This window comes from Bordetella tumbae, from assembly GCF_054780995.1.
Genome location: NZ_BAAGVG010000025.1, coordinates 208,478 through 220,380 on the forward strand (window position 1 = coordinate 208,478; position 11,903 = coordinate 220,380).

Annotated in this window: 13 protein-coding genes; 11 read left to right on the plus strand and 2 right to left on the minus strand. The window is 59.9% G+C overall.

Annotation, left to right across the window (positions count from 1 at the left end):
• The first annotated feature begins 193 nt into the window (after positions 1 to 193).
• The 9 genes from ACYVI2_RS27665 (at position 194) to iscX (ending at position 6,512) form a co-directional block, all read left to right on the plus strand.
• Positions 194 to 685 (plus strand): low molecular weight protein-tyrosine-phosphatase, encoded by a 492-nt coding sequence (locus ACYVI2_RS27665; RefSeq protein ID WP_415819680.1) that lies wholly within the window; start codon positions 194 to 196, stop codon positions 683 to 685.
• 246 nt (positions 686 to 931) lie between these two features.
• A complete protein-coding gene (gene iscR / locus ACYVI2_RS27670) occupies positions 932 to 1,468 on the plus strand; it encodes a Fe-S cluster assembly transcriptional regulator IscR (protein WP_415819681.1) in 537 nt (178 codons plus the stop codon).
• A 16-nt stretch (positions 1,469 to 1,484) separates the two neighbouring features.
• On the plus strand, positions 1,485 to 2,696 hold the full coding sequence (locus tag ACYVI2_RS27675; protein WP_415819682.1) for an IscS subfamily cysteine desulfurase: 1,212 nt from the start codon (positions 1,485 to 1,487) through the stop codon (positions 2,694 to 2,696).
• Between the two features lie 31 nt (positions 2,697 to 2,727).
• Complete coding sequence (gene iscU / locus ACYVI2_RS27680) at positions 2,728 to 3,153, plus strand: Fe-S cluster assembly scaffold IscU (protein ID WP_415819683.1); 426 nt, start codon at positions 2,728 to 2,730, stop codon at positions 3,151 to 3,153.
• 3 nt (positions 3,154 to 3,156) lie between these two features.
• Positions 3,157 to 3,480, plus strand: a complete 324-nt coding sequence (iscA, locus tag ACYVI2_RS27685) for an iron-sulfur cluster assembly protein IscA (RefSeq protein ID WP_415819684.1) — start codon at positions 3,157 to 3,159, stop codon at positions 3,478 to 3,480.
• A 2-nt stretch (positions 3,481 to 3,482) separates the two neighbouring features.
• Positions 3,483 to 3,995, plus strand: coding sequence for a Fe-S protein assembly co-chaperone HscB (gene hscB, locus ACYVI2_RS27690; RefSeq protein ID WP_415819685.1), 513 nt, complete (start codon positions 3,483 to 3,485; stop codon positions 3,993 to 3,995).
• A gap of 64 nt (positions 3,996 to 4,059) precedes the next feature.
• Positions 4,060 to 5,973, plus strand: coding sequence for a Fe-S protein assembly chaperone HscA (gene hscA / locus ACYVI2_RS27695; RefSeq protein ID WP_415819686.1), 1,914 nt, complete (start codon positions 4,060 to 4,062; stop codon positions 5,971 to 5,973).
• Between the two features lie 3 nt (positions 5,974 to 5,976).
• Complete coding sequence (fdx, locus tag ACYVI2_RS27700; protein WP_415805915.1) at positions 5,977 to 6,318, plus strand: ISC system 2Fe-2S type ferredoxin; 342 nt, start codon at positions 5,977 to 5,979, stop codon at positions 6,316 to 6,318.
• Positions 6,318 to 6,512, plus strand: a complete 195-nt coding sequence (gene iscX / locus ACYVI2_RS27705; protein WP_415805914.1) for a Fe-S cluster assembly protein IscX — start codon at positions 6,318 to 6,320, stop codon at positions 6,510 to 6,512. The genes fdx and iscX overlap by 1 nt, the downstream gene beginning before the upstream one ends.
• A gap of 254 nt (positions 6,513 to 6,766) precedes the next feature.
• On the opposite strand, the gene gudD is transcribed toward iscX, so the two are convergent.
• Positions 6,767 to 8,116 (minus strand): glucarate dehydratase, encoded by a 1,350-nt coding sequence (gene gudD / locus ACYVI2_RS27710; protein ID WP_415819687.1) that lies wholly within the window; start codon positions 8,114 to 8,116, stop codon positions 6,767 to 6,769.
• A 237-nt stretch (positions 8,117 to 8,353) separates the two neighbouring features.
• The gene (locus tag ACYVI2_RS27715) at positions 8,354 to 9,325 is read right to left on the minus strand and encodes a Bug family tripartite tricarboxylate transporter substrate binding protein (protein ID WP_415819688.1); all 972 of its coding nucleotides are present in this window, start codon (positions 9,323 to 9,325) and stop codon (positions 8,354 to 8,356) included.
• A gap of 208 nt (positions 9,326 to 9,533) precedes the next feature.
• Here ACYVI2_RS27715 and ACYVI2_RS27720 point away from each other — a divergent pair, with 208 nt between their 5' ends.
• Together ACYVI2_RS27720 and ACYVI2_RS27725 are read left to right on the plus strand one after the other, a co-directional pair.
• Positions 9,534 to 10,562: a LacI family DNA-binding transcriptional regulator gene (locus tag ACYVI2_RS27720; protein WP_415819689.1), complete on the plus strand. Its 1,029-nt coding sequence runs from the start codon at positions 9,534 to 9,536 to the stop codon at positions 10,560 to 10,562.
• A gap of 45 nt (positions 10,563 to 10,607) precedes the next feature.
• A complete protein-coding gene (locus ACYVI2_RS27725) occupies positions 10,608 to 11,495 on the plus strand; it encodes a methylglyoxal synthase (protein ID WP_415819690.1) in 888 nt (295 codons plus the stop codon).
• Positions 11,496 to 11,903: the final 408 nt, after the last annotated feature.

An 11,903-nucleotide genomic window follows, 5' to 3' on the forward strand; every position in this document is an offset into this window, starting at 1 on the left:
TCGCTGCTGCGCTGCGGTCAATCCAACGGGTTTGTTACAGGCAATGCCTCAAATAGCTCATGTGTTACTCGTAATTATCGTTGTATATCATTGACTTTTAACGAAAAAATTACAGTAACACTAAAGGGCAGCCCAGTTGCGCAATTGCAAAAAAAACTTGCTATATTCCGGGTTTTCCCGCAGACTTACACCCATGATGACCAAGGTACTTTTCGTTTGCATGGGTAACATCTGCCGCTCCCCCAGCGCAGAGGGCGTTTTTCGCCATTTGGTGAGCGATGCCGGTTTGGGGGAGGTGGTGCGTGTGGATTCCGCTGGTACGCATGCCTATCACATTGGCGAGGCGCCTGACGCCCGCGCCCAGGCGGCCGCTCGCAAGCGCGGCTACGAGATCAACCATTGCGAGGCCCGCCAGGTGACGGCGGACGACTTCCGCGAATTTGATCTCATTTTGGCTATGGATTGGGACAATCTTTCCGCGCTGCAACAGCAATGCCCGAAAATTTATCAGCACAAGCTGATGCTGCTGATGCGCTTTGCCAATGAATTCGAAGAAGCCACGGTGCCTGATCCGTACTATGGCGGCCTCGATGGCTTCGGCAAGGTCCTGGATTACCTGGAGGATGCCTGTCAGGGTGTGTTGGAGCTGGTCCGCAAGCGGGCTACCCAATACCAGGCAGCCTAATTACTGGCTATAGCTTAAGCTGGCTCGATCAGCTCAAAAACCGCGCCTTGGCGCGGTTTTTTATGGTGGATGCGCGTGTCCGTCATCCCCGGGTAGGGCGTTGCGGGAGCTAGCCGATGTCTCGCTTATATGCATATTCCTGAAGATGACTTAGCAATTTAGTCGGGAATTTGCTATACTTGACGCAATTACTCAGGTATTGGTTGCCCGATGATGGGCGCCAGCACGTTTCCACAGGAATCCACCATGCGGCTCACTACAAAGGGGCGTTTCGCGGTTACCGCGATGATCGACCTGGCCATGCGGCAGCACAGCGGTCCGGTAACGCTCGCGGCGATCAGTCAGCGCCAGAATATCTCGCTTTCTTACCTTGAACAGCTCTTCGGCAAACTGCGCCGGCACGAGCTGGTCGATAGCGTGCGCGGCCCCGGCGGCGGTTATTCGCTGGCCCGTCTGGCGCGCAACGTCACGGTTGCCGACATCATTTTTGCGGTGGACGAGCCGCTGGACGCCACCAGCTGTGGCGGCAAGCACGACTGCACCAGCGGTCGCGACGGCAAGTCCGGCAAGTGCATGACGCACGAGCTCTGGACCACGCTGAACCGCAAAATGGTCGACTATCTAGATTCCGTTTCCCTGCAAGACCTGGTCGATCAGCAACGGCTGCGCCAATTGCAGGAGGCCTCCAAGGCGGCACAAGGGTGTTCCACCGTACGGATGGAGCGAGGCGCGGGCGAAACCGCGACCGCTGTGTCCGCCGTCGCCGCCGACGCCACCGTATAAGCAGGAGTAGCACTTCATGACCACTCGCCCAATTTATCTCGATTACTCTGCCACCACGCCAGTCGATCCGCGCGTGGTCGACAAAATGGTGCCTTGGCTGTACGACAACTTTGGCAACCCCGCGTCGCGTAGCCACGCCTTTGGCTGGGAGGCCGAAGAGGCGGTCGAAAACGCCCGCAACGAAGTCGCCAAACTCGTCAACGCCGATCCCCGCGAGATCATCTGGACGTCCGGTGCGACCGAGTCGGATAACCTGGCTATCAAGGGCGCGGCCAATTTCTACGCCGAGCGCGGCAAGCACATTATCACGGTCAAGACCGAGCACAAGGCGGTGCTGGACACCTGTCGGGAGCTGGAGCGCCAAGGCTTCGAGGTCACCTACCTCGATGTGCGTGATGACGGCCTGCTGGATCTGGACGTTTTCAAGGCAGCGCTTCGTCCCGACACCATTCTGGTTTCGGTAATGCTGGTTAACAACGAAATCGGTGTGATCCAGGATATCGAGACCTTGGGTGAAATCTGCCGTGAAAAAGGCATTATTTTTCACGTGGATGCGGCGCAAGCCACCGGCAAGGTCGAAATCGATCTGCAAAAGGTGAAAGTCGATCTGATGGCGTTCTCCGCACACAAGACCTACGGTCCCAAGGGCATCGGTGCCTTGTATGTGCGTCGCAAACCGCGCGTGCGTATCGAGGCGCAAATCCATGGTGGCGGTCACGAACGTGGTTTCCGTTCCGGCACCCTGGCCACGCACCAGATCGTCGGTATGGGCGAAGCATTCCGCCTGGCGCGCGAGGAGATGGGCACTGAAAACGAACGTATCCGCATGCTGCGTGATCGTTTGTGGGCAGGCCTGTCGCAAATCGAAGAAACCTATCTGAACGGCAGCATGGAGCACCGCGTTCCGCACAATCTGAACGTCAGCTTCAACTATGTCGAAGGCGAATCGCTGATCATGGCGATCAAGGAACTGGCGGTTTCGAGCGGTTCCGCTTGCACCTCGGCCAGCCTGGAGCCGTCTTACGTGTTGCGCGCGCTTGGCCGCAATGATGAGCTGGCGCATAGCTCCATTCGTTTTACGCTGGGCCGCTTTACCACCGAACAAGAAGTCGACTTCACGATCGAGCTCATCAAGAGCCGCGTGGGCAAATTGCGCGATATGTCGCCGCTGTGGGAAATGGCCCAGGACGGCATTGACCTGAATAGCGTGCAGTGGGCGGCCCACTAAGCCGCCACGCGACAGATACAGGAGAAACATCATGGCATACAGCACCAAAGTTCTGGATCACTACGAAAATCCCCGCAATGTGGGCTCGTTCGAAAAGGGTGACGACTCGGTCGGCACCGGCATGGTCGGCGCACCGGCTTGCGGCGACGTGATGAAGCTGCAAATCAAGGTGAACGATTCGGGCATCATCGAAGACGCACGCTTCAAGACCTACGGCTGTGGCTCGGCCATCGCCTCCAGCTCGCTGGTGACGGAATGGGTCAAGGGCAAATCGCTGGACGAGGCCCTCAACATCCGCAATACGCACATTGCCGAAGAACTGGCATTGCCGCCCGTGAAGATCCACTGTTCGATCTTGGCCGAAGACGCCATCAAGGCTGCCGTCCAGGATTACAAAGACAAACACGCTGCTGCACCTGCGCAATCCGATGCGGCGGCGGTTGCGACGGCGGGCTGAGCGATGGCTGTAACCTTGACCCAACAGGCGGCCTCGCATATCGGGCGCTACCTGCAAAAGCGTGGCAAGGGCGTCGGCCTGCGCCTGGGCGTGCGTACCACGGGATGTTCGGGCATGGCGTACAAGCTCGAATATGTCGATGATCCCGCACCCGAAGATCTGATCTTCGAAAGCTTTGGCGTCAGGGTGTTCGTCGATCCCAAGAGCCTGTCCTATCTGGATGGTACCGAGCTCGACTACGCACGCGAGGGCCTGAACGAGGGCTTCAAGTTCAGCAATCCCAACGAGAAGGCGACCTGCGGCTGCGGCGAGTCGTTCACGGTGTAGTCTTGGCCGCGGACAATCACTTCAGTTTGTTTGGTTTGCCCGCGCGATTCAATATCGATGGGCAGGTACTCGAGAGCGCTTGGCGCACTGTGGCCGCACAGGTGCATCCGGATCGTTTTGCGACGGCCAGTCCGGCCGAGCGTCGTGTCGCCATGCAGTGGGCGGCGCGTGCCAACGAGGCCTATCGGCAATTGCGGGATCCGTTATTGCGGGCTCGTTATTTGTGCGAGCAGGCTGGCGTCGATCTGCAAACTGAAAGCAATACGTCGATGGACGTGTCGTTTCTGACGCAGCAGATGCAATGGCGCGAAATGCTGGACGACGCGCGCAACGATCCTGATGCGTACGCAGCGCTCGAGGCCGAGTTGACTCAGGCTCGCCGGCAGATGCAAGACACACTCACGACATTGCTCGACGAGCGCCACGACTACGCGGCCGCCGGCATCAAGGTGCGCGAGTGGATGTTCGTCGAGAAACTGGCCCAAGAACTCGCCGCGGTGCAAGTGACCCACTAGCGGTCATCGTGCCAGCGTCGCGCGGCTTGCGCCGCTTTTTCGCTTTTCGATTCGAAGCATAATCATGGCCTTATTGCAGATTTCCGAGCCAGGCGAATCGCCGGCGCCACACCAACGCAAGCTGGCAGTGGGTATCGACCTGGGGACGACAAACTCCCTGGTCGCCGCTGTACGCAGCAGCGCTTCAGAGGTTTTGCTCGATGCCGATGGCCAGGCTTTGCTGCCGTCGGCCGTGCGCTATTTTGCCGATGGCAAGGTCAACATTGGCCGGCAGGCATTGGTGCAGCAGGCCGCAGATCCTTTGAATACCATCGTATCGGTCAAGCGTTTCATGGGGCGTGCGCTCGATGAGGCTGTGGCCAGCGGGGCGCCATACGAGTTTGTTGACGCGCCGGGTATGGTGCGGCTGCGGACGGTGCAGGGCGACCTGAGCCCGGTCGAGATCTCGGCACAGATATTGGCCACGTTGCGCCAACGCGCCGAAGACGTATTGGGCGATGACCTGGTCGGCGCCGTGATTACGGTGCCGGCATATTTCGATGATGCCCAGCGTCAGGCCACGCGCGATGCCGCCCGTTTGGCGGGCCTGAATGTTCTGCGCCTGTTGAATGAGCCCACCGCCGCGGCAATTGCTTATGGCCTGGATCAGGCTGCCGAGGGTACTTACGCCGTTTATGACTTGGGTGGAGGCACGTTTGATGTTTCCATCCTGCGCTTGACCAAAGGGGTGTTCGAGGTCGTTGCGACCGGAGGCGATACCGCATTGGGCGGCGACGATTTCGATTGGCTCATTGGCGAGTATGCCTACGCGGCTTTGGCGGGTGAGGGCGCTGCGGGAGCAGTGTCCGATGCATCTGACGGTCAATCGTCGCTCAGATCGTTGGTCCCCGCCGACCGTCGTGCTTTGCTCGTTGCCGCCCGTGCGGCGCGTGAGGCCTTGTCTGACGCTGACAGCGCGACACTGAGCGCGGTGTTGCAAGACGGCCGTGCGTTGAACGTCACATTGAGCCGTGCCCAGTTCGAACAGTTGGCGCAGCCGCTGGTGCGCCGTACGTTGGATCGTGCCCGTGCTGCGTTGCGTGATGCGGCTTTGACCGTGTCCGATGTCAAAGGCGTGGTGATGGTAGGCGGGGCCACTCGTATGCCGGTGATCCGCCAGGCGGTGGCTGATCTGTTTGGAACGCAGCCTCTGGTCGATCTGGATCCCGATCAAGTGGTGGCCCTGGGCGCGGCGTTGCAGGCTAACTTGCTGGCTGGCAACCGCATGCCCGGCGAGGACTGGTTGCTATTGGATGTGACGCCCTTGTCGCTGGGGTTGGAAACCATGGGCGGGCTGGTCGAGCGCATCATTCCTCGCAACAGCACGATCCCTGTGGCGCGTGCCCAGGAGTTCACCACGTTCAAAGACGGTCAAGGCGCCATGAGTGTGCATGTGGTGCAGGGCGAGCGTGAGCTGGTGTCCGACTGCCGTTCGCTGGCCCGTTTTGAGTTGCGGGGCATTCCCCCGATGGTGGCGGGCGCGGCGCGGATTCGCGTGACGTTCCAGGTCGACGCCGATGGTTTGTTGAGCGTGACGGCGCGCGAGCAAAGCACGGGCGTCGAGGCCTCTGTGTCGGTCAAACCCTCGTATGGCCTGTCGGATGATGAGATTACCCGCATGTTGGCCGACAGCGTGGCGCAGGCGGACAGCGATGCGCGAGCCCGCATGCTGCGTGAGCAGCAGGTCGAGGCGCGTCAGCTCGTTGAGTCCGTGCAGGCAGCGCTGGCGGCCGACGGCGATTTGCTGGACGCAGCGGAACGACAGTTGGTGGATGAACGTGTCGCGGCGGCTGCCGCTGCGCAAGGTGCTGACGATGTCGATGTCGTGCGCGCTGCTGTTCAAGCCTTGTCCGATGCCACCGAAGACTTTGCCGCCCGTCGCATGGATCGTGGTATCCGTGCAGCGCTGGCTGGCCGTAAATTAGACGAACTCGCCTGACGTATGCCTAAACTCACCGTATTGCCTCACCCGGAATTGTGCCCCGAGGGAGCCGTCATCGAAGACGCGCCCAAGGGCCAGTCTATCTGCCGTGTCTTGCTCAACAATCACATTGATATCGAGCATGCGTGCGAATTATCGTGTGCCTGCACGACCTGTCACGTGATTGTGCGCGAAGGCTTTTCCTCGTTGGAGGACGCGTCGGATAGCGAAGAAGACATGTTGGACAAGGCCTGGGGATTGAGCTCGACCTCTCGGTTGTCGTGCCAGGCGATTGTCGAAGACACGGACCTGACGGTCGAAATCCCCAAATACACGATCAATCACGCGAAAGAGGCACACTGATGAAGTGGGTAGATACATACGATATCGCCGCCGCCTTGGTGGATACGCATCCGGACGTCGATCCCAACACCGTGCGTTTTACGCAACTGCGTGAATGGGTCATAGCCTTGCCGGGCTTTGACGATGATCCCAGCCGCAGCGGGGAAAAGATCCTCGAGGCGATCCAGATGGCCTGGATCGAAGAGGCGGATTGAGTTTCTGTACGGCCTGAGAGGCCATGTTGACGATTAAACCCCGGCACTGAGGCATGCACTCAGTGGCCGGGGTTTTTACTGTAGGCTGTCTCCGAGACGAAAAGGTCCTTTTTGAGGAGCACGGCGAAGCGTGGAGCCTGCCGTTGCTGGGCTGCCTAAAGCTCAGCCTACCTGCAGCACGGCCTTTGCTGAATGCTCGGTGCCTGACGAATTCGAGTGCTTTGTCAGCAGCGAGCCGGCTGCATGTAGGTGTATCAACGTACCAAGCAAGGCAGTTTGTTGTTGAACTTCCAGTCCGGCACGAGGTATTGCATTGCCATGGCGTCGTCGCGTGCGCCCAGACCGTGTTGCAGGTAAAGTTGGTGTGCGCGTTCGATGGCATCCATGTCGAGCTCGATGCCCAATCCGCCGGTCTGTGGCAGCTCGATGTGACCTTGTTTGATCTGCAAGGGATTGCGCGTCAGGTATTGGCCGTCTTGCCAGATCCAGTGCGTGTCGATCGCGGTGACGCGTCCTGGGGCGGCTGCGCCTACGTGGGTGAACATGGCCAGCGAGATGTCGAAATGATTGTTCGAATGCGAGCCCCAGGTCAGGCCAAATGCCTGGCATGTCTGCGCGACGCGCACCGAGCCCTGCAGCGTCCAGAAATGCGGATCGGCCAGCGGGATATCGACGGATTGCAGTGAAAGCGCATGCGCCATTTCGCGCCAGTCGGTGGCGATCATGTTGGTGGCGGTGGGCAGGCCTGTGGCGCGGCGGAATTCCGCCATCACTTCGCGGCCGGAGAATACGCCTTCGGCGCCGCAGGGATCTTCTGCGTAGGCCATGACGCCATGCAGGTCACGGCATAGGCGGATCGCGTCTTGCAGCAGCCAGCCGCCGTTGGGATCCAATGTGATGCGCGCTTTCGGGAAACGTTCGTGCAGGGCGCGGATGGCTTCGACTTCTTCTTCGCCGCGCAGCACGCCGCCTTTGAGTTTGAAGTCCTCAAAGCCATAGCGTTGGTAGGATGCCTCGGCGAGTTTGACGATGGCTTCGGGTGTCAGGGCCTTTTCGTGACGCAGACGCAGCCAGTCGTCCGCGGCGTCGGGTTCGCTGTGATAGGGCAGGGGCGTGGCATTGCGGTCGCCGACGTAGAACAGATAGCCCAGCATTTGCACCGACGTGCGCTGTACGCCTTCGCCCAGCAAGGCGGCCAACGGGACCTGCAGGTGTTGGCCCAGCAGGTCGAGCAGCGCTGATTCTGCGGCCGTCACGGCGTGAATCGCGATGCGTAAATCAAAGGTTTGTTGCCCACGTCCCGCGCTGTCGCGATTGGCGAAGGCCTGGCGCATTTTATTCAACGTTCGGTTGTAGTCGCCAATGGCGCTGCCGACGATGATGTCACGTGCGTCTTCCAGGGTTTCGCGGATCTTTTCTCCGCCAGGAACTTCGCCCGCGCCTGTGTTGCCTGCACTGTCGGTCAGAATGATCAGATTGCGCGTGAAGTATGGGGCGTGGGCGCCGCTCAGGTTGAGCAGCATCGAGTCCTGGCCCGCCACGGGAACGACGCGCATGTGAGTGATGACGGGGGTGTGGCGAGAGGGAGTGGCAGTGGTCGACATGGTGATCTCTTGAAACAAAGCCTGCTGCGGGAAACGGGATGGCAGAAAATAACGGCGAGCGGTAATCGAGGTGCGTAGTGGGACGGCGTTGGCAGATGCTGGTGTGCACGGGCCGGGTATTGCAGACGGCTACCCGAGCGGACCGGATGGCGCATTTAAACGAGCAGCGGGATGATAGATCGCCACGTGCGAGGCAGGCCCGGGTAGCGATCTATTTTCACCGCGACCAAAGATGATTTATTGCACGGTAATGTTGCCGGTTTCGATCACGGTTTTCCAGCGTTTGCTTTCGTCTTGCTGGAATTTCGTAAAGGTCTCTGGAGTGTTGGCGACGACTTCCAGGCCGACGTCGGTAAAGGGTTTGCTGACGGCTGGATCCTTGATGGCAGTGGTGAGCGCTGCGGAGAGCTTGTCGCGGATATCTGCCGGCAGGTTCTTGGGGGCGACAATGCCTTGCCAAGCATAGACTTCGACACCCGGGACGTTCAACTCGGAAAGGGTGGGCACGTTCGGCAACACAGGTGAGCGCTTGTTGCCGGTGATGGCGATGGCTTTGAGTTTGCCCGATTGGATGTGCGGCAGCACGGCGTTTACGTTCTGGAACGACATGTCGACCTGGCTGCCCAGCAGATCAGAGATGGCCGGTGCGCCGCCTTTGTACGGGATATGCAGGCCCTTGGTACCGGTTTTTTGCCAGAACAGTTCAGCCGTCAGGTGATCGGAGGAGCCCGAGCCGGAGGTCGCAAAACTGATCTCACCGGGCTTGGACTTCAGCAGGGCGAGCACGTCCTGGACCGAGTTGATGCTGGGCGCCAGTTTCGGGCTGACGACCAGGACGTTCGGTGTTTGCACGGCAACGGTCAGGTAGGTGAAATCCTTTGCCGGATCGTAGCTCAGGCCCTTCATCAGATGGGGGGCGACGACCAAGGGGGCGAGCGAGGTCACCATCAAGGTGTAGCCGTCAGGTGCGGCACGGGCGACTTGAGAGGCGCCGATGGTGCCGGTGGCGCCCGCTTTATTTTCCACGACAAACGATTGCTTCAGTTGTTCGCCGAGTTTGTTGGCGACGGCGCGGGCCACGGAGTCCGTCGCGCCGCCCGGCGGGAAGGGGACAACCATGGTGACGGGTTTGTCGGGCCAGGCTTGTGCGGCGCCCGCGGCCAACATGAGGGTGAGGCCTGTGAGCCATTTACGTGCATGCTGATGCATGTGTCTCTCCGGTAAGTATTATATCGATGGCAACGTTACCATATTTGATGGTAACGTTGCCATGTGATTTGGTAACGTTGTCATTTGAGTTTTATAGAATACGGATATCTGCCTCTGGCAGAATATCCGTATAAACCCTAGGTCTCTCGCCTCCCCATTCGAGGAGCTAGAGGTTAGGCTTGGTGGCCTTGTCACTTCCACATTGAAAATGTCATCTGAGAAACCGAATCCTCTCCGCTCCAGCGAACGTGCCAGTGTGACGGTGCGCGATGTGGCTCGGGTGGCTGGCGTGGCGATGATCACGGTGTCGCGGGCGATCAATACGCCGCAGGCGGTGTCGCCCCAGACGCTGGAAAAGGTCAATGCGGCGATTCAGTCGCTGGGTTATGTGCCGAACCTGATGGCGGGCAGTTTGCGGTTGTCGCGCAGTCATTTGGTGACGGTGTTGGTGCCGACGATCGCGGGGTCCTTGTTCAGCGGGATGATTACCGCGTTGACGCGATCTCTGGGGGCAAAGGGCTATCAACTGATCGTGGGGCAGAGCGGCTATGACATGCCTAGTGAGGACGCCTTGTTGCGCGCCATCATCGGCCGGCGTCCAGATGGCATTGTGTTGACGGGTGTGATGCATTCTGAACAAGGGCGGCAATTGCTCAAGGCGTCGGGCATCCCGATCGTCGAGACCTGGGATGCGACGCCTACCCCCATCGATATGCTGCTGAGCCTGTCGCACGATGCGATTGGCGCCGCAGTCAGCCGGTATCTGCATGAGCGCGGTAAAAAGCGTCAGGCGGTGCTTGCCGGCGACGACGAGCGTGCACGATTGCGCGCGCAGAGTTTCGTGCGTGCGGCGATGGCGCTCGGATTGCCGGAGCCGCGGGTAATTCACATGCCTGCGCCGACCACGCATGCGCAGGGCAGAGAGGGATTGCGTCAATTGCAAGCCCTGCAGAAAGACATCGATGCCGTGTTCTGCTCGTCTGATCTGATGGCCGCCGGTGTGCTGACAGAGGCTGTCGTGCAGGGGCTGAGCGTGCCGGATGATTTGGCCGTCGTGGGATTTGGCGACATGGATTTTGCCGCGTCGATGTCGCCGTCGATCACGTCGGTGCATGTCGATGGCGTAGCGATAGGCGAGCAGGCCGCCGAGATGATCGATGCTCGCGCCAATGGACTATGGCCCGCGCAGCAGGTCGTGGAGATCGGCTTTCATATCGTTGCGCGCGAAAGCACGTAATATGGCTTAAGATTTCTCTTCTACCTACCTTATTTTGCTAGCAATATGACTGTGCCTCATCTTCGCTTCGGCCTGGCGGCCAACCGGCTTCATCACGAGACGCCTGACGCGGCGTTATTTACTTGGCTGCGTGCCTCGGGAGCCACTATTCGCGAGATGGGGATCGAGCTGCACACGGTAGGCCGCACGCATGATGCCATCGTGCGCGAGGGTATGTTGCAAGGCTATCGGGGGCTGATCCGCTATCCGTATGGCCGCGAAGGCGGGTTGATGAAACTCGTCGCCCGCGTGACCGAAGGGCGCGATGGGCAGGCGCCGTTTGATGGCGCGATTTATCTGATTGATCCCGTCGATCCTTCGTCGATTTTCCCCGAAGCGCTGGCGTTGAAGCGTCAATGCATCACGCACGGCCGACCGTTCATTTCGACGCTGGCTGGCGCGATTGAATGGATCGAGGTCGAGCGCGTGTTGGCGGATTTGCCGCCGGATCCTGCCTTGTCGCGGTTGTTCAATTTCGAGGGGCAGACCTTGGCATTGATTGCCCACGATGCCTTGAAAGACGACATGGTGGCGTTCGCCGACGAGCATTTCGAAGTGTTGTCGCAGTATGCGCGCCGTGTGGCGACGGGGACAACGGGCGGCCGCTTGAATGACTTGGCATGGTCGCGAGGCTGGCCCAAGGACACGCCCTGGGTGACGCGTTACCTGAGCGGCCCGCTCGGCGGCGATGCGCAGATCGCCGAGCTGGTGCTGGAGCATCAATGCCAGCGCGTGATCTTCTTCGAAGACCCGCACGTGGCACGCCAGCACGAGGCCGATATCCAGCTGCTGGAGCGTGCTGTTCGTGTTGTGACAGCCAGCGCGACGTGCGCTACCTCGCCTTCTGTTGCGCGACGTTGGGCAGAGGCGGTGCGCAAGCATCAGGGGATATGAGCGTTTGCGTTGTTGGCTCTGGTTGAATAGGTGGGGGTGTGCTTATGGGCGGGTGGCATGCTTATGGACGTCGAGCCGAGGCAATCGGGCCGTGGGGGCTTCACAAAGCCGGTCCGGCCCGCGGGGGCCGGACACCGTGTTCGCTCGCTTCGTCCGGCCCCTTCGGGCCTACCTTCAGCATCCGCTCCACTCGGCTTTGAGGCGCCCCCACGGCCCGATTGCCTCGGCTCGACTCGCAGTAATTCAAGCTCATCACACCGCTGGCACGAGTCTCTTGCTTGGCGTTTTTATGCTGCTCTGATTGTAAAGAGAAAGATCTTGCAGGGCTGCGATTCGCGCGTGCCCTGTGAACTGACCCCCAGAAGTTGGACAAAAATCCAACCTTCGGGGGTTTTTATATGGCGCAGT